The following is a 19,008-nucleotide window of genomic DNA, read 5'->3' on the forward strand; positions in this document are numbered from 1 at the left end:
CGCGGCCTTGTCTGACGTCGCAACTGGCGTGGCTGCGGCAAAATCGCGCGCCATGCTCGAATCCCTCTCACGCCGCCGCAGTCTCGCGGCCCTTGCTGCACTGGGTGCAGCCCCGGCCCTGGCCCAGGTCCGCATCGACATCGCCGGCGTCGGTGGCACCCGCATCCCCGTGGGCATCGTCGATTTCCGCGACGAGTCCAAATCGCCCCAGCCCATCGCCGCCATCGTGCGCGCCGACCTGGAGCGTAGCGGCCAGTTCCGCAGCGTCGATGCGCCGGGGGGGCTCAACGAGACCAGCAGTCCGGTCTGGCCCGACTGGCGTGCCCGCCAGGCCGACGCCCTGGCGGCCGGCTCCGTCAGCCGCCTGGCCGACGGGCGCCTGGACATCCGCTTCAAGCTCTGGGACGTCGTCAAGGGCACCGAGCTGGTCGGCGAGGCCCATGCCGTGCATCCCGACGATGCGCGCCTGGCGGCCCACCGCATCGCCGACACCATCTACCAGAAGCTCACCGGCGAGCGCGGCGTGTTCGCCACGCGCATGGCCTATGTCACCAAGGCCGGCCCGCGCTACAGCCTCGTCGTGGCCGACGCCGATGGCGAGGGCGCCAAGATCGCGCTGACCAGCCCCGAGCCCATCATCTCGCCGGCCTGGGCGCCCAACGGCCGCGAGCTGGCCTATGTGTCCTTCGAGAGCCGCAAGGCCACCGTGCGCATCCAGGACGTGCAGACCGGCAGCCGCCGCGTGCTGGCCGACTTCAAGGGCACCAACAGCGCACCGGCCTGGTCGCCCGACGGCCAGCAACTGGCGCTCAGCCTGTCGCGCGAGGGCGGCACCCAGCTTTTCGTCATCAACCGTGACGGCTCTGGCCTGCGCCGGCTGGCGCAGAGCGGCGCCATCGATACCGAGGCCTGCTATTCGCCGGACGGCAGCAAGATCTACTTCGTCAGCGACCGGGGCGGCGGCCCGCAGATCTACCGCATGCCCGCCGGCGGCGGCGCGGCCGAGCGCGTGACCTTCAGCGGCAGCTACAACATCAGCCCGGCCGTCAGCCCCGATGGCCGCACGCTGGCCTACATCACGCGGATCAGCGGCGCCTTCCGCCTGTCGGTGATGGACCTCGGCACCGGCCAGTCCCAGCAGATCAGCGAGGCCAATGACGACGAGAGCCCGGCCTTCTCGCCCAACGGCAGGCTGATCGTCTACGCCAGCCGCGCAGGCGGCAAGGAAGTGCTGATGACGACGACGCTGGACGGCAAGATCAAGACGCCGCTGCTCGTGACATTGGCTGAGGTTCGCGAACCCACCTGGGGTCCGTTTACACGCCAGTAACTTGACAGTTCGCACCATGTTGGACAATGCAGCGCCCGCGCCGCTGATGGTGCCGTGCCCCAATCCCCCCGCCCCCCGTCTGTTGTGGAGACCACTCGAATGAAACTGACCCGCTATGCGCTCACCCTGATTGCCGCCGCCGCTCTCGCCGGCTGCGCATCCAACGTCAAGCTGGACGAGCCCGCGCCGGTCGAGACCCGCCAGCCGACCGCTCCCGTGGCGACTCCGCCGCAGCAGCCGGCGCAGCCCGCGCAGTCCGCCGTGCCGACGGTGGACCTGTTCAGCCAGTACACCCAGCAAGTCGCCGACAAGCGCGTCGTCTACTTCGACTTCGACAGCGACGTCGTCAAGGAAGAGTTCCGCCCGCTGATCGATCTGCATGCCAAGCGCCTGAACGCCAACAAGAAGGCCGCCCTGAACCTGGAAGGCCACACCGACGAGCGCGGTGGCCGCGAGTACAACCTGGCCCTGGGTCAGCGCCGTGCGGAGTCCGTGGCCAAGTCGCTGACGCTGCTGGGCGTCGGTGCGGCGCAAGTCGAAGCCGTCAGCTTCGGCAAGGAGCGCCCGGCCGCACAGGGCAGCACCGAGGAAGCCTGGGCCAAGAACCGCCGCGTCGAGCTCAAGGACAAGTGACAGTGATGCGCGTTCTGCGACTGACGCTCGCGGCCCTGGCCGTGGGCGCGGCTTTTCAGCAGCCCGCGCAGGCGGGCCTCTTCGAGGACGACGAGGCCCGCAAGGCCATCATCGAACTGCGTGCCCAGGTCAAGGCCAACGAGGACGCCGCGAAGCAGCGGTCCGAGCAGCTCAATGCGCTGATCCAGGATCAGCTCCAGCCGCTGCGCCGCAGCATGCTGGACCTGAACGGCCAGATCGACGCCCTGCGCGCCGAGATCGCCAAGCTGCGCGGCGCCAATGAGCAACTGGCCCGCGATCTGGCCGATACCCAGCGCAAGCTGACCGATCAGTCGCAGTCCGTCGAAGCGCGCCTGAAGCCGCTGGAGCCGCAGAAGGTCAGCCTCGATGGCCGCGAGTTCCAGGTCAACCCGGACGAACGCAACCAGTACGAGGCCGCCATCGGTCTCGTGCGCCGTGGCGACTTTCCCGAGGCCGTGGCCGCGCTGAACGCCTTCCTGAAGCGCTATCCCGCCAGCGGCTACACCGACTCGGTGCGTTTCTGGCTCGGCAATGCCCAGTACGGCAAGCGCGACTACAAGGATGCCATCGCCACCTTCAAAGCCTTCATCGCCGGCAACCCCGACCATCCACGCGCCGGTGAAGCCCTGCTCGCGTTGGCCAACTGCCAGATCGAGCTGAAGGACAACAAGGCCGCGCGACGCAGCCTCGAAGACCTCATCAAGGCCTATCCCGGCACCGAGGCCGCGCAAGCGGGCAAGGAACGCCTCCACGCCTTGAAGTGACATGGATCAGCTCGACGCTGATCTGGAGCGCCGCTTCGGCGGCCTGCGCCGCCTGCACGGCGACGCTGACTACCTGCGCCTGCGCGCCGCGAGATTCGCGGTCGTGGGCCTGGGCGGCGTCGGCTCCTGGGCCGTCGAGGCGTTGGCGCGCAGCGGCGTGGCCGAACTGACGCTGATCGACCTGGACCAGGTCTCCGAATCCAACATCAACCGCCAGATCCAGGCGCTGGGTTCCACCGTGGGCATGGCCAAGGCGGAGGCGTTGCGTCTGCGCATCGCCGACATCCATCCCGGCTGCACCGTGCGCGTCGTCGAGGAGTTCGTCGAGCCCGACAACTGGCCCGCCCTCGTCGGCGATGCGGAGTTCGACGGTCTCATCGATTGCTGCGACCAGATCCGCGCCAAGGCCGTGCTCGCCGCCTGGGCGTGCGACCAGGGCCTGCCCTTCGTCACCGTCGGCGCCGCGGGCGGCAAGCGCGAGCCGCATCGCGTGGAACTCGGCGACCTCAGCGCGACGACACATGACCCGCTGCTCGCCTCGCTGCGCCAGCGCCTGCGCAAGCACCATGGCGCACCGCGCACGGGCCGGATGGGCGTGGCCTGCGTCTACTCCCGCGAGCCGGTGCACCTGCCGCAGCAGGGTGAGGGGGAGGCCTGCGACGTCGACGGCAGCCTGAACTGCCATGGCTACGGCTCCAGCGTCACAGTCACGGCGACCTTCGGACTGTGCGCTGCAGCCGAACTGCAGCGTCTTCATCTGGCTCGCTGGCGCCGGTCTGACGAGACTGAAAATATTATTGCAGCGCCCACAAAAACCTGCCTATAATGGCAGGCTCTGCTTGACGCGGGATGTTAGCTCAGTCGGTAGAGCAGCGGACTTTTAATCCGTTGGTCGCAGGTTCGAATCCTGCACATCCCACCAGATTTTCTGGCGGTGATTCGAAAGAATCGCGCTACAATCATTGGCTCAGCTAGGCACTGCCGAGTTGAATCAGGGCTCTTAGCTCAGTTGGTAGAGCAGCGGACTCTTAATCCGTTGGTCGAAGGTTCGAATCCTTCAGGGCCCACCAAATTCTCGAATGAAGACAAGGACTTGCCGCGAGGCCAGTCCTTTTTTCATGCCTGCTCGCAGCCCTCAGAGCCCCAGTAGCGCCTTGGCCCTGGCCAGGTGCTCCAGGCGATCGTCCAGCCCGTTGTAGCCGCCGTTGATGCGCTTGGTGACGGCTCGCGCGTCGTCGGCTTCGGCCAGGGGGCCGATGTTGCGGTCCTTCCAGAACCAGCAGGCCACGTCGACGCAGGCAAACGGGTCGGTCGCTACCCGGGTCGGGTCGCTGACGTAATCGATGCCGGTGAACTCGCTGTATTCCCGGTAGTTGTTGCGGCCGGTGAGCTGGATGAGGCCGCGGCCCTTGTAGCGCGGGCCGTCGCCGGGTTCGCTGTTGCCCAGATCCGTGCGGCCGTTGTAGGCACTGCCGTCGGCCAGTTCCTGCGAGTACAGCAGCGAGCCGGATTCATGCGCCAGCTGGGCGATGAAATGGGCGATCTGGCGCGGCGTGTCGATGCCGTAGCGCGTCATGCCCTTCACCAGCGGCTCGTAGTAAAGGTCGATGCGCTTGGGCATGGCCCGCGGCATCACGAGGCCGAGCTTTTCCTTGGTCGGTCCGGGCGGCAGGCCGGCCAGCAGGCGGGCCATCGTGGCGTCGCCGGGCGTCACCAGGCCATCCGATTCCGGCAGGCCCATGGCCTTGGTCTCGAAGTCGCGGATGGCGTCGATGGTGTTGGGGCCGATCTGGCCGTCCACGCCCAGCTGTTTGAGCGCCGCGCCGCTCCAGGCTTCACTATTCAGGTTGAGCAGCACCTGGACGATGCGGACGTCGGCGACGTCGTTGCGGGCAGCGAGCCCGACGCTCTTGGCAATGCACATGGTGATGAATCCTCGGCCGTTGATGCAGAACGCATCAACCTTAGGCGGACAGCCGCGCGCCGCGAATCCCCAATCGGCATGAACCCGGTCGCCTCAGGCCGGCACGGCCAGGGGCTCCCGCGGCAGCCGGTCCCACCAGGGCGTCCCGCCGATTTCCGCGCGCAGATGGCCGATGAAGAGCCGGGCCTTGGTGGCGTGGCTGCGTCCGGGCAGGCGCACGGCGTAGATTGCGGGCATGCCGGGCGACGCGGGTGCCTCGGCTGCCTCCGTGAAGGGGGCGACCAACTCGCCCGAGCGCAGGTAGTCGCACACCACCCAGGTGGCGATGTGCATGACGCCCATGCTGGCCTCGCCGACGCCCTATGTGCAGGCCGGACGCCTACAGCCCTTTGGGCTCGACGGCGAAATCCTGCCCGGCATGCGTGCGCTGGCAGCCCACGGCCACACGGCCGGGCACGCGTTCTACGGCATCGAGAGCCAGGGCGAGCGCCTGGTGCTGATCGGCGACCTGATCCATGTCGCCTCAGTGCAGCTCGCATCGCCCGAGGTCACCATCGCCTTCGACGGCGACGAACCCCAGGCCGCAGCCACGCGAGCGCGTGTGTTTGCCGAGCTGGCCCGGGACGGCAGCCTCGTCGCGGTGACGCACTTCAGTTTTCCCGGCGTAGGCCGGCTGCGCCATGCTGGCAAGGGCTGGCAGTGGCTGCCGCTGGACTACAGCAGCCAGGTGCGCTGAGCCAACCGGCTAGGGCAGGGGTCGGATGCTGCCGCCCAGGCTGCCGGGCGGGTGGTTGTCGGTGAACAGCTGCCAGACCCGCCCGGCCCTGGCCTGTTGCACGAAGGCCTGGCGCAGCCGGCGGCGGTCGGCCTCGATCAAGGTGTGGCGCGACAGGTAGACGCCGCTCTCCGACCAACCCAGCTCCTCCAGCGGCTCGATGCGCACCTGCTTGACGAGGGGCGTCAGGTCGGCGTCTTGGACCAGCGTGCCGATGAGGATGGACGCCGTCATCACCGTGCCCTGGGCCAGGCCCTGGCGCAGCGCGCGGGCAACGCCGGTCGCGTCGGACTCCTCGATCAGGCGCTTCTGCGCACGCAGCACGGTTACCGTGTTGTCGTAGGCCGCCCCGAAGCTGAAGCCGCGCACCACGGCCAGCTTGAAGTCGGGCTGCCCGACCAGGTCTGCCAGCGAGCGCGGTGCCGACCGCTCGCGCACCAGCGTCAACAGGCTGGCGCGCACCTGGATCAGTGGCACGAATTCCCCGTCACGGTCGCGCGCTGGCGAGGCCGAAGCGGGCAGCAGCAGGTCGGCCTGGCCGGACTCGAACATCTTCTGCAGTCGCGCTCGCGGCACGCGCTGCATCTGGAACTCGCAGCCCATCGCCGGCCCCATCTCGCGCAGCAGCGTCGGGTAGATGCCGGCGCTGCGATCACCGTCGAAGCTGACGCTGAGCCCGATGGGCGCCATCGGCACCTCGATGACACGTGAGCAGTCGGCCTCGGCCGCGCTTGCCGCCGCCAGCATGCAGGCGGCCCACCAGCCCGATCGCACCTTTGCGTTCATGCCCCTCGATCCTTGGATTTATGCGGCCCATTGTGCGCGAAGCGCCGCTCCAGACCGTCGAAAAGCAGCTGCACCGCGACGGCCAGCAGCGCCGCCGGCAGCGCACCGGCCAGCATCAGCGTGCTGTCGTTGACGGCCAGCCCGGCCACGATGCGCTCGCCCAGGCCGCCCGCGCCGACGAAGGCCGCGACGGTGGCCGTGCCGACGTTGGTGACGGCCGCCGTCTTCACGCCGGCCATCAGCGTCGGCAGGGCCTGGGGCAGCTCGATGGCGCGCAGCGTCTGCCCGCGCGTGAGCCCGAGGGCCAGCGCCGCCTGGGTCTGGCCGGCCGGCACGGCCAGCAGCCCAGCATGCGTGTTGCGCACGATGGGCAGCAACGCGTAGACGAACAGCGCCAGCAGCGCCGGCAGGAAGCCGATGCGGCCGACCAGCGCGATCAGGAAGGCCAGCAGCGCCAGCGAGGGCAGCGTCTGCAGCAGACCGGCCACGACCATGACCGGCGTGGCCAGCCGCGACAGGCGGTGGGCCGCGATGCCCAGCGGCACGGCCACGGCCACGGCCAGCGCCAACGAGGCCAGCACCAGGGCCAGGTGCTGGGCCAGCAGTGTCATCAGGTCGGGGGCCAGCAACCGGGCCAGCAGACCCTGGCGGGCGGAGCCAGCCGCATCGGCCTGCAGGAAGCCGCGTGCCACGGCGGCGAACGGCCGCCCGTCCAGCTCGGCGGCTGCGTTCAGGCGAATCATCTCGGCCTCGGTCAGTCGCCCGGCCAGGCTCTGCAGCGGCCGCTCATCCACGGCCGCGCGCATCAGCAGCACCGCGTCGTAGCGCGGAAAGAAGCCGCGGTCGTCGCGCAGCACGCGCACCGGTTGACGGGCCAGCTGGGCATCGGTGGTGTAGACGTCGATCAGGTCCACCTGGCCGGCGGCGAGCGCCGCGTAGGCCAGGCCATGGTCCAGCCCGGCGCCGGGCGAGAGCTTGAGGCCGTAGGCGCGCTGCAGGGCCGGCCAGCCGTCGGCGCGGGCCAGGAACTCGTGCGACAGGCCGGGCTTCAACGCCGGCGCCTTGCTGGCCAGCTCCGAGATCGTCGCGATGCCCAGCCGGGCCGCATCGGCCTCGCGCAGCGCCAGCGCATAGCTATTGTTGAAGCCCAGCGGCACGGCGGCCTTCAGCCCCAGTGGCTGCAGCCAGGCGTTGATCTGGGCCAGCGGCGCCTGCACGTCGGCGGGCGACTCGCGCTTGAGCAGCTCCCGCACGATGGTGCCGGTGTACTCGGGGTAGATGTCGATCTGCCCCTGCTGCAGCGCCGCCGCCAGGATGGCTGTGTTGCCCAGGCCCTGGCGGTGCTCGGCGGCCGTGCCCTGGGACACCAGCGTCTGCGTGATGATCTCGCCCAGCAGATAGCTCTCGGTGAAGCGCTTGGAGCCCACCTGCAGCGCGGGGCCGGCCTGGCTGGCGGTGGCGAAGGCTGCGGCCAGCAGCAGCCACAGGCTTCTGGCGAGTCGGCGTGTCGTCATGCGGGCATGGTGCCTCATCACCCGCGCGCCGCTGTCTGGCTTGGCAACAATTCTTTGCGCGCTTGCGCCAATCTGTCGTCTCCTGGAAAGCGCGCTGGTTGATCGCCTCGCGGGGCTCGAGAGTGGCCTCCGAGGAGACCACCCTGATGAATGATCGCAATCTGGTGCGCGGCCTGTTCCTGGCCGTGCTGGCCCTGGGCTTCGGCCTGGGCGCGCTGCGCTACCCCATCGGCACGTTCGCGCACGCCGGGCCGGGCCTGTTCCCGCTGCTGGTGAGTTCGCTGCTGCTGGTGGTGGCGCTGGTGACCCTGGTGCGCTCGCGCTTCGTGCCGCGCGTGCCGCTGGACTTCGGGCTGAGGAACATCGGTCTGCTGTTGCTGGCGCTGTGCGGCTTCGCGCTGGTCAGCCAGCACCTCAAGATGCTGGCGGGCATCGCCTTCATGGTGGTGGTGGCGTCGTTCGCGGCATCGTCCTTCTCGTGGCGCCGCAACCTAAAGATCGCCGCCGGGCTGATCGCCGTCGCCTTCGGCTTCCAGAAGTTCCTGGGCCTGAACCTGCCGCTGTTCTGAGGAGGCCGCCATGGACATGCTGCACAACCTGGCCTTCGGTTTCGAGCACGCGCTGACGCTCCAGAACCTGATGTTCTGTGCCATCGGTTGCATCGTCGGCACGCTGGTGGGCCTGCTGCCCGGCCTCGGGCCGCTGGCCACCATCAGCATGCTGCTGCCGCTGACCTATTCCATCCCGACCGGCGGCGCGCTGATCATGCTGGCGGGCATCTACTACGGCGCGCAGTACGGCGACAGCGTCAGCGCCATCACGATGAAGATCCCGCACGCCAGCTCCATCGTGGCCTGCATCGACGGCTACCAGATGACGCTCAAGGGCAAGACGGGCCTGGCGCTGTTCACGGCCGGCATCTCCAGCTTCATCGGCGGCACGGTTGCCATCTTCGTGCTGGCGGGACTGGCGCCCAGCCTGGGCGAGGTGTCGCTGATGTTCGGGCCCGCCGACTACTGTTCGCTGATGCTGCTGGGCTTCTTCTGTGTGAGCTTCGTGACGACGGGCAGCCTGCTCAACGGCCTGGCCATGTGCCTGGTGGGCGTGCTGCTGGGCCAGATCGGCACCGACGTGAACAGCGGCATGGAGCGCTACACCTTCAACATGCCCTTCCTGGCCGACGGCGTGGGCCTCGTGAGCGTGGCGCTGGGCTGCTTCGGCATCGCCGAGATCACCAAGAACCTGGACGCCCGCGAGGAGCGCACGCCATTCAGCGGCACCATCCACCTGATGCCCACCTGGGCCGAGTTCAAGCGCATCATCCCCAGCGCCCTGCGCGGCAGCGCCGTCGGCTCCTTCCTCGGCATCCTGCCCGGTGGCGGTCCCGTCATCGCGCAGTTCGCCGCCTATGCGCTGGACAAGAAGGTCAGCAAGCACCGCGATGAGATCGGCAGCGGCGCCATCGAGGGCGTGGCGGGCCAGGCCGCGGCCGACGAGGCGGCGGCGCGCACCAGCTTCATCCCGCTGATGAGCATCGGCATCCCCGAGAACCCGGTCATGGCGCTGATGATGGCCGCCTTCATCATCAAGGGCATCCAGCCCGGCCCCAACATGATCTCGCAACACGGCGACCTGTTCTGGGGGCTGGTGGCGAGCATGTGGGTGGGCAACGTCTTCCTCGTCGTGCTGAACGTGCCGCTGGTGCGCTACTGGCTGTCGGTGTTCAAGATCCCCTACAACGTGCTGTTCCCGGCCATCCTGTTCTTCTGCTGCATCGGCACCTTCAGCGTCAACAACAACCTCGAAGACATCTACACCACGGCCGCCTTCGGCCTGCTCGGCTATGTCTTCATGCGGTTGGACCTGGACGCCGCGCCGCTGATGCTGGGCTTCATTCTCGGGCCGATGCTGGAGGAGTATTTCCGCCGCGCCATGCTGCTGAGCCGCGGAAGCTTCATGACCTTCGTGACCCGGCCCATCAGCGGCACGCTGCTGGGCATCATCGTGCTGTTCATGCTGTGGCAGCTGATGGTCTTTGTGCGCGCTCGTCGCCGCGCGCCTGCGCTCGCCGCTGCCTAGTCCAGCGCGCGCAGGCGCTGGGCCAGCGCGTCGATCTCCGGCGCCACGCGGGCGGCGCGTGTGTCGGCCAGGTGGGCTTTCAGTACGCGCCTGAGCGTCTCGGGCTGCGGCGTCAGCGGGCCGGCGAAGCGCACATGCTCGTCGTCGGCGATGAGCAGCGTCGGGAAGGTCTCGATGTCCAGATCACCGACGAGCTCGGCCTGGTCCTCGATGTCGATCCAGCGCACGTGCAGGCCGGCCTGCGGCAGCTCGGCGCAGGCGACTTCGAAGACTTGCTGGTAGGACTCGCAGGTGCGGCACCAGGCGGCGCAGAGGCAGGCGACGTGGACGGTCATGGGCCGGCATGGTGCCACGGCCCGGCCATGAGCCGAGGTGGCGGGGAAATGCGGCGCAGTTGGCGGCTTCGGCCGAGCGGCGCGTCGGCAAGATGCCGGCGTGGTTTCCAGCATCAGCAACAACGCCCTGCTCAGCTATCTGTCGTCCCAAAGCCAGGACGGCACGGCGACGGCTGCCCAGGTGACGACGGCCAAGGCAGGCACGGTCACGGTCTCCAAGGCCGCGCTGGAGCGCGCGGCCGGCACGGCCAAGTCCGCTTCGGCGGCCCGCGATCTGGAGGCCGGCCAGAAGGCGCTGGCGACCGAGCTGCGCGCCGCGATGACCAAGGCGGCCGTCAAGCTGACCGGTGCCGTCGAGTTCGCCGTGAAGAGCGATGGCAGCGTCGAGACCAAGGGCTCGGATGCCGACAAGGCGGCGGTCAAGGCCTTCCTGGCCGCCGATACCCGCCAGCCCAGCTTTGCCAGCCGCATCGCCGGCCAGGCCCGCGACGCGTTGAAGCTCTCTAGCACCATCCAGCAGAGCGCTGCCATCTCGCAGGCCGCCAAGCTTGCCAAGAGCGCGGGCGGCGTGATGTCGCTCTACAACTCGCTGATGCAGCACACGGGCACGACGAGCGTCGTGTTCTCGGTGTCGGCAGCGGGCAGCTCGCTGACCTACCCGGGCTCGCTGAGCACCAACGCCTAGTAGCCGGCCGCGCGCGCCGCCAGCGTCCCCAGCTCGCCGTACAGCGGCAGCACGTTGGCGCCGGCCACCGGATGCACGCGGTTGGACAGCAACACGAAGAAGCTGCGGCTGGCCGGGTCCAGCCAGAAGGCGCAGCCGGTGAAGCCGGTGTGGCCGAAGCTCGTGGCCGGGTAGAGGCTGCCGCGCGGGCGGGCGTAGGGCGAGGCGATGTCCCAACCCATGCCGCGCAGCTCGGTGATGCCGGCCGGAGATTGGGGTGTGGTCAGCAGGGCGACGCTCTGCGCCGACAGCAGCCGCGAGCCGTCCTCCGCCATGCCGCCGGCCAGCAGCATGCGGGCGAAGCGGGCCAGGTCGGCTGTCGTCGTGAACAGGCCTGCGTGGCAGGCCACCCCTCCCATCTTGCGGGCCGTGGGGTCGTGCACCTCGCCGCGCAGCACCACGCCGTCGGGCAGGCGTTCGGTGGGTGCGATGCGCGTGGCGGCCATGCGCCGCAGCGGCAGGTAGCCGCTGTCGCGCATGCCCAGCGGCCGGAACAGGGACTCGTCGGCAAAGCGCTCCAGCGGCACGCCGGCCCGACTTTCGACGATGCGGCCGAGCAGGATGAAGTTGACGTCGGAGTAGCGGAACCCCGTGCCCGGCGGCGCTGTCAGCGGCAGGCCGCAGGCGATTCGTTCGGCCTCCGCCACGCCGGCCCAGTCGCCGGCGCCGTTGCCGGGCAGGCTGGCGGGCAGGCCCGAGCTGTGGGTGAGCAGCTGGCGCAGCGTGATGCCGGCCTTGTCTTCGCCGCCGCAGCCGGGCAGGTAGCGCTGCAGCGGCGCCTCCAGGTCCAGCAGGCCGCGCTCGCGCAGCAACTGCACCAGCGTCGCGGTGACGACGGGCTTGGTCAGCGAGGCGGCGTCGAAGACGGTGGCCTCGTCCAGCGGCTCAAGCTCGGGCTCGACGGCGCGCTGGCCGTAGGCGCGGTGGTGGCTGCCGTGGCCCATGCGCTCCATCCACAGCGCCGCGCCCGGCAGCTGGCGCTGGGCGACGAAGCGCTCGATGGCGGCATCAGCCTGGGCCAGCGGCTCGGGCTGCAGTGCTGGGTGGTGGGCGCAGCCGGCCAGCAGGGCGGTGGCGAGCAGGCTGCAGCGCAGCAGGGCCTTCATGGTCAGCTCGGCTCGACGACGCGCCAGTTCGTGCGGCGGATGCGACGCGGGCGGGTCTCGCGGTCGCGCTCGAAGAAACGCAGCGTCACCTCGTTCGCGCTGAGCTCGACGAGGCCGAAGTTCTCGATGTCATGGCCGTAGACCACGGCATCGCGCACCGCTGCGCCGGACGCCGTGGCCTCGTGCAGCGGCAGCCCATCGGTCTCGCCGTGGGAGGCGAAGGCGTTGTGGTGGACGTCGCCGCTTAGCATCAGGCAGCGGTGGCGGTCGGCGATGAGGTTCAGGGCTGTCCAGTCGTGCAGGTATTTCTTCCAGCCCGAGCTGGTCGAACCGCTGGCCACGAGGTGGACTGCGCCGGGCGCCGCGGCATCGGCGGTGGCGGCCAGCATGTCGAGCTGGCCCTGGCCGACGATGGCGCGCTTGTCCTGCGGCACTAGCCAGGTCTCGGTGCGGCAGCTGCGGCCGTCGGTCAGGTGCAGCCATACGTCGCCGCCGAGCTGCACGGCCTCGTACAGCGGCCCGTCGTCGCCGGGCGCGGGTGGCTGGGTGTCGTAGAACGAGGCGGGGAAACCGCCCGGCTCGACCAGGGCCTGGCGGAAGGCCTCGAACATCACGCGGCTGCGCGGGATCTTGCCGGCGTGCTCGGGGATGGCCGCGATGGCGGCGCCGGCGGCATCGTTCCACAGGAAGTCATGGTCGTCCCAGACGGCGAACACGCGCCGCCCGCCCTTGGCGGCCATGTGGCGCAGCAGCGCGTCGAACTCCGGCACGGCGAGCTGGGCGCGCCAGCGGGCGTGGCAGTGCTCGCCGAAGGCGGCGTCGTCCATGCGCTGCGCGTGCACGTCGATGTCGAGGTAGATCGAGTCGCCGAGCAGGACGAGGAAGTCGGGGTCCTGGGCCTGGATGCGTTGCCAGACCGGCTGCCGCTCGAAGCGCTGCTCCAGCGCGCATGACGTGAACGCGATCTTCATCCCCTGGCCTCCCGCCTCCGTGGCAAGCGGCAGAGGATATCGGGCTCAGGCCGTGCCGATGATGTGCCTCAACACCCGCTCCTCCAGCGCCGCAAAGCCCGGCGCCGTGCGCGGGCGCGGGCGGGGCAGGGCGACCGTGGCGTCCAGCGCGATGCCGCCGCGGTCGATGAGCAGCACGCGGTCGGCCAGGGCCACGGCCTCGGCGACGTCGTGGGTGACGAGCAGGGCCGTGAAGCGGTGGCGCTGCCAGAGCTGCTCGATGAGGCGGTGCATCTCCATTCGGGTCAGCGCGTCCAGCGCGCCCAGCGGTTCGTCCAGCAGAAGCAGGCGGGGGTTGTGGACCAGGGCGCGGGCCAGGGCCACGCGCTGGCGCTGGCCGCCCGAGAGCGTGGCCGGCCAGTCGCTGCCGCGGCCGGCCAGGCCTACCTGGGCCAGTGCCTCCATCGCGCGCTCGCGGGCATCACGGCCTGCAAGGCCCAGCGCCACGTTGTCGACGACGCGCTTCCACGGCAGCAGCCGTGCGTCCTGGAACATCAGCCGGCGCTCGTGCGGCTCGCCCGCCTCGACGCTGCCGGCCGTGGGCGCGTCCAGCCTGGCGATCAGCCGCAGCAGCGTGCTCTTGCCGCAGCCGCTGCGGCCCACCAGGGCGACGAAATCGCCGGGGGCCACGTGCAGGTCCAGCCCCTGCAGCACATGGCGGGTGCCGAAGGACTTGGCCACGCCGCGCAGCCGCAGCGCCAGGCCCGGCGAGGGCGCGCGGGTGGGCGCGGCCTCGGCCAGGGAGTCGCGCGTCAGCTGCGGGTAGTCGAACTCATTTACCCACATCTCAAGTCCTCTCGGTGGCATAGCCGCGGTGCCAGGGCAGCCAGGCGCGTTCCAGCCCGCGGGCGACCACGTCGGCCAGCTTGCCCAGCACGGCGTAGAGCAGGATGCCGACCAGCACGATGTCGGTCTGCAGGAACTCGCGGGCGTTCATCGTGAGGTAGCCGATGCCGGCCTGGGCCGACAGCGTCTCGGCCACGATGAGCAGCACCCACATCAGCCCGAGCGAGAAGCGCAGGCCCACGAGGATGGACGGCAGCGCGCCGGGCAGGATGACCTGGGTGTACAGCTGCCAACCCGACAGGCCGTAGCTGCGTGCCATCTCGATGAGGTCGCGGTCCACGTTGCGGATGCCGTGGAAGGTGTTCAGGTAGACCGGGAAGAACACGCCCACGGCCACCAGCACCAGCTTGGCCGCCTCGTCGATGCCGAACCACAGGATGACGAGCGGGATCAGCGCCAGCGCCGGGATGTTGCGCAGCATCTGCAGCGTGGTGTCCAGCAGCGCTTCGGCCTGGCGCCAGGTGCCGGTCAGCAGGCCCAGCAGCAGGCCCAGGCCGCCGCCGAGCGCCAGTGCCGAGAAAGCCCGCGCCGCGCTGACTCCGACGTGGTGGGCCAGCTCGCCCGAGCGCAGCAGCTGCCAGAAGGCGGCCCCCACGGCGGCGGGCTCGGGCAGGATGCGCGCCGACAGCACGCCGCTGCGCGAGGCCAGCTCCCAGGCGATGAGAATGGCCGCGGGCAGCAGCCAGGGGATGAGGCGCTGCTTCATGTCAGCTCGCGGCTACCTGTTTCGGAACTATGCCGTGCGCCATCAGCTCGCCTGCCGGCCCGGTGAGGCGCTCGCGCAGCGTCAGCGGCAGCAGCGGGAACACCAGCTCGGCGAAGCGGTGAGCCTCGTCCAGATGCGGGTAGCCGCTGAGGATGAAGTGCTCCAGGCCGAGTGCGGCGTACTCGTTGAGCCGGTCCGCCACCTGCTGCGGGTTGCCCACCAGGGCCGTGCCCGCGCCGCCGCGCACCAGGCCCACGCCGGCCCACAGGTTGGGCGAGATCTCCAGCCCTTCGCGCACATTCGCCTTGTTGAACTTGCCACGGTGCAGCTCGGCCATGCGGCGCTGGCCGACGGAGTCCATGCTCGCGAAGCGGGCCTGCGCGGCGGCCACGGTGGCCTCGTCCAGCTGCGACACCAGCTCGGCCGCGGCGGCCCAGGCGGCGTCCTCGGTCTCGCGCACGATGACGTGCAGGCGGATGCCGTACTGCAGGCGGCGGCCCTGGGCGGCGGCCCGGCCGCGCACGTCGACCACCTTCTTGGCCACCTCGGCAGGCGGCTCTCCCCATGTGAGGTAGGTGTCGGCCTGCTCCGCCGCCAGGTCGTGCGCGGGGCCGGATGAGCCGCCGAAGAACACAGGCGGGTAGGGCGATTGCGTGGGCGGGAACAGCAGCTTGGCGCCCTTCACGCTGAGGTGCTCGCCGTCGAAGTCGAAAGGCCGGCCCTCGTGCGACCGGGCGATGACCTCGCGCCAGATGCGGATGAACTCGGCCGACTGCGCGTAGCGCTCGGCATGGCCGAGGAACTGCCCGTCACCGGCCAGCTCGTGGGCGTCGCCGCCGGTGACGAGGTTAACGAGCAAGCGCCCGCCGGAGAGCCGGTCCAGCGTGGCGGCCATGCGGGCGCTCTGCGTGGGGGCGACGAGCCCGGGGCGCAGCGCGACGAGGAACTTCAGCCGGCGCGTGGCATCGATGAGGCTGGCGGCCACCAGCCAGGAGTCCTCGCAGGACTGGCCGGTGGGGATGAGCACGCCCTCGTAGCCCAGGCTGTCGGCGGCGATGGCGATCTGCTTGAAGTAGGCGTGGTCGGCCACGCGCGAGCCGCGCGAGGTGCCGAGGTGGCGGCTGTCGCCGTGGGTGGGGATGAACCAGAAGATCTTCATGCTTTGACCTGTGCGAGGGCATCTGCGACACGGATGGGGCGGGGAATGAGGGCGAGATCGGCGAAGGCGTCGGCCACCTGCTGCTGTTCGGCCAGCAGCTGGGCGGTGAGCGGGCCGACCGGTGCCGGGCCGCGGCGCTCCACCATGCGCTGAACCACTGGTGCAGGCAGGCCGGCGAACTCGGCATAGCGCTGCACGGCGTCGCGGCGGTCGGCTTGCACGCGGGCGTCGGTGTCGGTGAGGGCCTGGAAGACGGTCCGCACCAGGGCCGGCTGCTGGCTGAGTGCGCGTGAAGCGAGGTAGAAGGTGTTGTTGCTGCTCAGGCCGCGGCTGGTCGCCAGCGCGCGCAGCTCGCCGCTGATCTCGGCGGCGGCGTAGTACGGGTCCCACACGGCCCAGGCGTCGACTGAGCCGCGCTCGAAGGCGGCGCGGGCGTCGGCCGGCGGCAGGTAGACAGGCTGGATGTCGGCCCAGGCCAGGCCCGCCTTCTTGACGGCCTGCACGGTCAGGAAATGAGCGCTGCTGCCCTTCTGCAGGGCAATGCGTTTGCCCTTCAGGTCGGCCAGCGTCTTCAGCGGCGAGGCGGGCTTGACGAGCACGGCCGAGCTGTCGGGCTTGGGCGGCTCAGCGCCGATGTAGACCACGTCCTTGCCGGCGGCCTGGGCGAACACGGGCGGTGCGTCGCCGGTGGCGCCGAGGTCCACGCTGCCCAGCGCGAGCGCTTCCAGCAGCTGCGGGCCGGCGGGGAATTCGGTCCACTGGATGCGGGTGCCGGGCAGGCGCTGTTCCAGCAGGCCATAGCTCTTCAACAAGGCGAGGTTGAGCGAGCCCTTCTGGAAGCCGATGCGCAGCTGTACGGGCGCCTGGGCCTGGGCGTGGCGCCAGGCGGCGGCGGTGACGGCGAGCAGCGCCACGGCGGCGCGGCGGGTCGTGTTCATCGTGCCGCCTCCGCGACGGTGGCGCTGCCCGGCAGGGCGTCGGCCACGCGGATGGGTTTGGGGATCAGGCCCTGCGCGTGGAAGGTGTCGGCGATCTTCTGCTGCTCGGCGGCGATGGCGGCGGTGAGCGGCTTCACGCCGAACTGGTAGCGCGTCAGGCTCTTCTCGACGACCTCGGGCTCCAGGCCCTGCAGCGGTGCGATGACGGCGGCCGCGGCCTTGACATTGGCCTTCAGCGCCGCGGCCTGGGCCTGGCTGTCGTCGAACAGGGCCTGGATGACCTTGGGGCTTTTCTCGGCGTAGCCGCGCTCGGCCAGGTAGTAGGCGTAGTTGTTGACGAGGCCGCGGCCGTCGGCGAGCACCCGGGCGCCGCTCTGCTTCTCCACGGCGGCGAGGAAGGGATCCCAGATCACCCAGGCATCCACCGCACCGCGCTCGAAGGCGGCGCGGGCGTCGGCCGGCGGCAGGTAGACGGGCTGGATGTCGGAGGGCTTCAGGCCCTGCTTCTCCAGCGCTTTGACGAGCAGGTAGTGCACGTTGCTGCCCTTGTTCAGCGCGACCTTCCTGCCCTTCAGGTCGGCGACCGAACGGATGGCCGAGTCCTTGGGCACGACGATGGCTTCGGCCTCGGGCGCGGCAGGGTCGAAGCCGATGTAGACGAACTTCGCGCCGGCGGCCTGCGCAAAGATGGGCGGGGCCTCACCGACGAAGCCCACGTCGACGGCGCCTACGTTCAGGCCTTCGAGCAGTTGCGGGCCGGCGGGGAACTCGACCCATTTGACGGCCACGCCCAGCGGCGCGAGCTTCTTTTCGAGCGAACCGCTGGACTTCTGGAAGGTCAGCAGGCTGGCGGATTTCTGGAAGCCAATGCGGAGCGTGGCCTGCGCGGTGGCGTGGAGGCTGAATGCGGCCAGCAGCAGCGGCGCGGTCCAGCGGAGGAAGGGGCGGAAGTGCATGGTGATGTCCTGTGCAAAAAAGATCCCGGCGCCCGGGGGGCTGTTGATCGGCGCAGGCGCGCCGAGCCGATCAGCGCCCGAGGCGCCGGGATGAAGTCGCCGATCCCGTGCGGGTGGCGAGGAGACAACTGGGGAGAGAGAGGCGCGGGCGCGTCAACAGCTCAGCGCGGGCTCGGGCTGCGGGCGCATTCGTGGCGCGAGTGGGGCCAGCGCGCGGTCCAGCCGCGCGATCAGGTCGGGCTCGGGCACGAAGCCGCCCGCTTCATGACGGCGCAACTGGGCGTCGGTGGCGAACACGCCGTCCAGCACGTAGCGGGCACCCAGGGCCGACAGCACGGGCTTGAGCGCGTAGTCCAGCGCCAGGAAATGCGCCGGGCTGCCACCTGTGGCCAGCGGCAGCACCAGCTTGCCCCGCAGCGCGTCGGGCGGCAGCAGGTCCAGGAAGACCTTCAGCAGCCCGCTGTAGGCGGCCTTGTAGATGGGCGTGCCGATGATGACGAGCTCGGCCTGCTCCACCGCGTGCACGGCGGTGGCGATGGAGGCGTCCTGAACGTCGGCGCTCAGCAGCGCGGCGGCGGGGAGCGTGCGGATCAGGATGTCGTCGTGCCGCGTGCCACGGCCTTCCAGGCGCGTCAGCGCGAACTGCGTGAGCCAGGCGGAGCGGGAGCGTTCGCTGGGGCTGGCGGAGAGGCTGGTTATGTGCATGGCGGCCTGTGTCGTTTCAGGCCGCAACGATAGGGAGAGCGCCTTGCTCGCGGAAGGAAGGAAAGCGGGGATGCTTATGTGGTCAGCGCGAATTGCATGCCAGTTGCCGCTTACTGTTGGAACGCTGGCAGCCCGCACGCGCGTCAGACCGAGGGCCTGGCCGTGCGGGTGAAGTATTCGTCGCGCACCCGTTGTCTGATGGACGTGAGGAGCTCACGGCCGCCGTCAGCCGCCATCGTCGAGGGCCGCAGGTCCACGAACCGGTTGCTGCCGGGCCGGGAGAGCCAAAGGTAGGAAAGCTGAAGCGCAGGGGCTTCGAGCATCCTCAGCTCGAAAGAGGCCTTCGAGCGCGTCGCAGCCTTCTCGGCGAATGCCACCGCGTCCACCACACTGCGCGCAAAGGCGCCGGTGCTGATGTCGCGAAAGAACAGTTGGCCGTTGTCCATGCCCAGCGTGACCAGCGCCACGTGCTGACCTGCGATGACCGGATAGCGCCAGCCGCTCAACCGGGCATCGGTCAGGTGAGCGGTCGCAAGGCGCTTGCTCACGCGCATGGCAAAGGTGGGGATTCCGGGCCCGATACCGGCCCGCGCCGACACCATGGCGCCAAACTTTCCGTGATGCTGGCGGGCCAGGAACGAGGCGGCCGCCAGGTCCTTGCCCTGCGCCGGCGATGGCTGAATTGAGATGTTCATGC

22 protein-coding genes and 2 tRNA genes are annotated in these 19,008 nt (G+C 70.0%); 10 read left to right on the forward strand and 14 right to left on the reverse strand.

Features of this window, described 5'->3' with window-relative positions; genetic code table 11:
- Positions 1 to 52 precede the first annotated feature (52 nt).
- The 6 genes from tolB (at position 53) to AC07VX_RS24225 (ending at position 3,818) form a co-directional block, all read left to right on the forward strand.
- The gene (gene tolB / locus AC07VX_RS24200) at positions 53 to 1,330 is read left to right on the forward strand and encodes a Tol-Pal system beta propeller repeat protein TolB (RefSeq protein ID WP_493166741.1); all 1,278 of its coding nucleotides are present in this window, start codon (positions 53 to 55) and stop codon (positions 1,328 to 1,330) included.
- Positions 1,331 to 1,429: 99 nt separating this feature from the next.
- Positions 1,430 to 1,963, forward strand: coding sequence for a peptidoglycan-associated lipoprotein Pal (pal, locus tag AC07VX_RS24205; RefSeq protein WP_493166742.1), 534 nt, complete (start codon positions 1,430 to 1,432; stop codon positions 1,961 to 1,963).
- Positions 1,964 to 1,968: 5 nt separating this feature from the next.
- Positions 1,969 to 2,748: a tol-pal system protein YbgF gene (ybgF, locus tag AC07VX_RS24210; protein WP_493166743.1), complete on the forward strand. Its 780-nt coding sequence runs from the start codon at positions 1,969 to 1,971 to the stop codon at positions 2,746 to 2,748.
- 1 nt (position 2,749) lies between these two features.
- Positions 2,750 to 3,574: a tRNA threonylcarbamoyladenosine dehydratase gene (locus AC07VX_RS24215; protein ID WP_493166744.1), complete on the forward strand. Its 825-nt coding sequence runs from the start codon at positions 2,750 to 2,752 to the stop codon at positions 3,572 to 3,574.
- A gap of 20 nt (positions 3,575 to 3,594) precedes the next feature.
- A tRNA-Lys gene (locus tag AC07VX_RS24220) sits at positions 3,595 to 3,670 on the forward strand.
- Between the two features lie 72 nt (positions 3,671 to 3,742).
- Positions 3,743 to 3,818 (forward strand) — tRNA-Lys (locus AC07VX_RS24225).
- A 65-nt stretch (positions 3,819 to 3,883) separates the two neighbouring features.
- Here AC07VX_RS24225 and AC07VX_RS24230 read toward each other — a convergent pair.
- Positions 3,884 to 4,672, reverse strand: a complete 789-nt coding sequence (locus AC07VX_RS24230) for a glycoside hydrolase family 19 protein (RefSeq protein ID WP_493166745.1) — start codon at positions 4,670 to 4,672, stop codon at positions 3,884 to 3,886.
- Between the two features lie 93 nt (positions 4,673 to 4,765).
- The gene (locus AC07VX_RS24235; RefSeq protein WP_493166746.1) at positions 4,766 to 5,005 is read right to left on the reverse strand and encodes a hypothetical protein; all 240 of its coding nucleotides are present in this window, start codon (positions 5,003 to 5,005) and stop codon (positions 4,766 to 4,768) included.
- On the opposite strand from AC07VX_RS24235, the gene AC07VX_RS24240 reads away from it, so the two are divergent.
- On the forward strand, positions 5,004 to 5,408 hold the full coding sequence (locus tag AC07VX_RS24240) for an MBL fold metallo-hydrolase (protein ID WP_493166747.1): 405 nt from the start codon (positions 5,004 to 5,006) through the stop codon (positions 5,406 to 5,408). The two genes, AC07VX_RS24235 and AC07VX_RS24240, sit on opposite strands and share 2 nt — an antisense overlap.
- Positions 5,409 to 5,417: 9 nt before the next feature.
- On the opposite strand, the gene AC07VX_RS24245 is transcribed toward AC07VX_RS24240, so the two are convergent.
- Together AC07VX_RS24245 and AC07VX_RS24250 are read right to left on the reverse strand one after the other, a co-directional pair.
- Positions 5,418 to 6,233 carry a substrate-binding periplasmic protein gene (locus AC07VX_RS24245; protein WP_493166748.1) on the reverse strand — a complete coding sequence of 272 codons (816 nt, stop codon included), beginning with the start codon at positions 6,231 to 6,233 and terminating at the stop codon, positions 5,418 to 5,420.
- Positions 6,230 to 7,747, reverse strand: a complete 1,518-nt coding sequence (locus AC07VX_RS24250) for a glycine betaine ABC transporter substrate-binding protein (RefSeq protein ID WP_493166749.1) — start codon at positions 7,745 to 7,747, stop codon at positions 6,230 to 6,232. Before AC07VX_RS24250 ends, AC07VX_RS24245 begins: the two co-directional genes overlap by 4 nt.
- A 146-nt stretch (positions 7,748 to 7,893) precedes the next feature.
- Between AC07VX_RS24250 and AC07VX_RS24255 the strand changes: the two genes are divergently transcribed.
- Both AC07VX_RS24255 and AC07VX_RS24260 read left to right on the forward strand, forming a co-directional pair.
- Complete coding sequence (locus AC07VX_RS24255) at positions 7,894 to 8,316, forward strand: tripartite tricarboxylate transporter TctB family protein (RefSeq protein ID WP_493166750.1); 423 nt, start codon at positions 7,894 to 7,896, stop codon at positions 8,314 to 8,316.
- Positions 8,317 to 8,326: 10 nt separating this feature from the next.
- Complete coding sequence (locus AC07VX_RS24260) at positions 8,327 to 9,826, forward strand: tripartite tricarboxylate transporter permease (protein ID WP_493166751.1); 1,500 nt, start codon at positions 8,327 to 8,329, stop codon at positions 9,824 to 9,826.
- Here AC07VX_RS24260 and AC07VX_RS24265 read toward each other — a convergent pair.
- A complete protein-coding gene (locus AC07VX_RS24265) occupies positions 9,823 to 10,161 on the reverse strand; it encodes a thioredoxin family protein (RefSeq protein ID WP_493166752.1) in 339 nt (112 codons plus the stop codon). The genes AC07VX_RS24260 and AC07VX_RS24265 overlap by 4 nt on opposite strands.
- Positions 10,162 to 10,261: 100 nt before the next feature.
- On the opposite strand from AC07VX_RS24265, the gene AC07VX_RS24270 reads away from it, so the two are divergent.
- Complete coding sequence (locus AC07VX_RS24270) at positions 10,262 to 10,846, forward strand: hypothetical protein (RefSeq protein WP_493166753.1); 585 nt, start codon at positions 10,262 to 10,264, stop codon at positions 10,844 to 10,846.
- On the opposite strand, the gene AC07VX_RS24275 is transcribed toward AC07VX_RS24270, so the two are convergent.
- The 9 genes from AC07VX_RS24275 to AC07VX_RS24315 form a co-directional block, all read right to left on the reverse strand.
- Positions 10,843 to 11,991 (reverse strand): serine hydrolase domain-containing protein, encoded by a 1,149-nt coding sequence (locus AC07VX_RS24275; RefSeq protein ID WP_493166754.1) that lies wholly within the window; start codon positions 11,989 to 11,991, stop codon positions 10,843 to 10,845. The two genes, AC07VX_RS24270 and AC07VX_RS24275, sit on opposite strands and share 4 nt — an antisense overlap.
- Positions 11,992 to 11,993: 2 nt before the next feature.
- A complete protein-coding gene (locus AC07VX_RS24280) occupies positions 11,994 to 12,962 on the reverse strand; it encodes an alkaline phosphatase D family protein (RefSeq protein ID WP_493166755.1) in 969 nt (322 codons plus the stop codon).
- A 45-nt stretch (positions 12,963 to 13,007) separates the two neighbouring features.
- On the reverse strand, positions 13,008 to 13,787 hold the full coding sequence (locus tag AC07VX_RS24285; protein WP_493166756.1) for an ATP-binding cassette domain-containing protein: 780 nt from the start codon (positions 13,785 to 13,787) through the stop codon (positions 13,008 to 13,010).
- A gap of 1 nt (position 13,788) precedes the next feature.
- Complete coding sequence (gene ssuC / locus AC07VX_RS24290; RefSeq protein WP_493166757.1) at positions 13,789 to 14,553, reverse strand: aliphatic sulfonate ABC transporter permease SsuC; 765 nt, start codon at positions 14,551 to 14,553, stop codon at positions 13,789 to 13,791.
- A gap of 1 nt (position 14,554) precedes the next feature.
- Positions 14,555 to 15,712, reverse strand: a complete 1,158-nt coding sequence (gene ssuD / locus AC07VX_RS24295) for an FMNH2-dependent alkanesulfonate monooxygenase (protein WP_493166758.1) — start codon at positions 15,710 to 15,712, stop codon at positions 14,555 to 14,557.
- Complete coding sequence (locus tag AC07VX_RS24300; protein ID WP_493166759.1) at positions 15,709 to 16,650, reverse strand: aliphatic sulfonate ABC transporter substrate-binding protein; 942 nt, start codon at positions 16,648 to 16,650, stop codon at positions 15,709 to 15,711. The genes ssuD and AC07VX_RS24300 overlap by 4 nt, the downstream gene beginning before the upstream one ends.
- On the reverse strand, positions 16,647 to 17,606 hold the full coding sequence (locus tag AC07VX_RS24305; RefSeq protein WP_493166760.1) for a sulfonate ABC transporter substrate-binding protein: 960 nt from the start codon (positions 17,604 to 17,606) through the stop codon (positions 16,647 to 16,649). Before AC07VX_RS24305 ends, AC07VX_RS24300 begins: the two co-directional genes overlap by 4 nt.
- 153 nt (positions 17,607 to 17,759) lie before the next feature.
- Positions 17,760 to 18,311 (reverse strand): NADPH-dependent FMN reductase, encoded by a 552-nt coding sequence (gene ssuE, locus AC07VX_RS24310; RefSeq protein WP_493166761.1) that lies wholly within the window; start codon positions 18,309 to 18,311, stop codon positions 17,760 to 17,762.
- A 143-nt stretch (positions 18,312 to 18,454) separates the two neighbouring features.
- The gene (locus AC07VX_RS24315; RefSeq protein WP_493166762.1) at positions 18,455 to 19,006 is read right to left on the reverse strand and encodes a hypothetical protein; all 552 of its coding nucleotides are present in this window, start codon (positions 19,004 to 19,006) and stop codon (positions 18,455 to 18,457) included.
- Positions 19,007 to 19,008 lie beyond the last annotated feature (2 nt).

The organism is Roseateles sp. GW821-FHT03B02 (assembly GCF_059421025.1).

Coding starts and splice junctions, on each gene's coding strand:
- ssuD (WP_493166758.1), bottom strand. CDS start 15,712: ATGAAGATCTTCTGGTTCATCCCCACCCACGGCGACAGCCGCCACCTC.
- AC07VX_RS24300 (WP_493166759.1), bottom strand. CDS start 16,650: ATGAACACGACCCGCCGCGCCGCCGTGGCGCTGCTCGCCGTCACCGCC.
- AC07VX_RS24260 (WP_493166751.1), top strand. CDS start 8,327: ATGGACATGCTGCACAACCTGGCCTTCGGTTTCGAGCACGCGCTGACG.
- AC07VX_RS24280 (WP_493166755.1), bottom strand. CDS start 12,962: ATGAAGATCGCGTTCACGTCATGCGCGCTGGAGCAGCGCTTCGAGCGG.
- tolB (WP_493166741.1), top strand. CDS start 53: ATGCTCGAATCCCTCTCACGCCGCCGCAGTCTCGCGGCCCTTGCTGCA.
- AC07VX_RS24255 (WP_493166750.1), top strand. CDS start 7,894: ATGAATGATCGCAATCTGGTGCGCGGCCTGTTCCTGGCCGTGCTGGCC.
- AC07VX_RS24285 (WP_493166756.1), bottom strand. CDS start 13,787: ATGTGGGTAAATGAGTTCGACTACCCGCAGCTGACGCGCGACTCCCTG.
- AC07VX_RS24250 (WP_493166749.1), bottom strand. CDS start 7,747: ATGACGACACGCCGACTCGCCAGAAGCCTGTGGCTGCTGCTGGCCGCA.
- ssuC (WP_493166757.1), bottom strand. CDS start 14,553: ATGAAGCAGCGCCTCATCCCCTGGCTGCTGCCCGCGGCCATTCTCATC.
- AC07VX_RS24245 (WP_493166748.1), bottom strand. CDS start 6,233: ATGAACGCAAAGGTGCGATCGGGCTGGTGGGCCGCCTGCATGCTGGCG.
- AC07VX_RS24305 (WP_493166760.1), bottom strand. CDS start 17,606: ATGCACTTCCGCCCCTTCCTCCGCTGGACCGCGCCGCTGCTGCTGGCC.
- AC07VX_RS24230 (WP_493166745.1), bottom strand. CDS start 4,672: ATGTGCATTGCCAAGAGCGTCGGGCTCGCTGCCCGCAACGACGTCGCC.
- AC07VX_RS24265 (WP_493166752.1), bottom strand. CDS start 10,161: ATGACCGTCCACGTCGCCTGCCTCTGCGCCGCCTGGTGCCGCACCTGC.
- ybgF (WP_493166743.1), top strand. CDS start 1,969: ATGCGCGTTCTGCGACTGACGCTCGCGGCCCTGGCCGTGGGCGCGGCT.
- AC07VX_RS24240 (WP_493166747.1), top strand. CDS start 5,004: ATGACGCCCATGCTGGCCTCGCCGACGCCCTATGTGCAGGCCGGACGC.
- pal (WP_493166742.1), top strand. CDS start 1,430: ATGAAACTGACCCGCTATGCGCTCACCCTGATTGCCGCCGCCGCTCTC.
- AC07VX_RS24235 (WP_493166746.1), bottom strand. CDS start 5,005: ATGCACATCGCCACCTGGGTGGTGTGCGACTACCTGCGCTCGGGCGAG.
- AC07VX_RS24215 (WP_493166744.1), top strand. CDS start 2,750: ATGGATCAGCTCGACGCTGATCTGGAGCGCCGCTTCGGCGGCCTGCGC.
- ssuE (WP_493166761.1), bottom strand. CDS start 18,311: ATGCACATAACCAGCCTCTCCGCCAGCCCCAGCGAACGCTCCCGCTCC.
- AC07VX_RS24315 (WP_493166762.1), bottom strand. CDS start 19,006: ATGAACATCTCAATTCAGCCATCGCCGGCGCAGGGCAAGGACCTGGCG.
- AC07VX_RS24275 (WP_493166754.1), bottom strand. CDS start 11,991: ATGAAGGCCCTGCTGCGCTGCAGCCTGCTCGCCACCGCCCTGCTGGCC.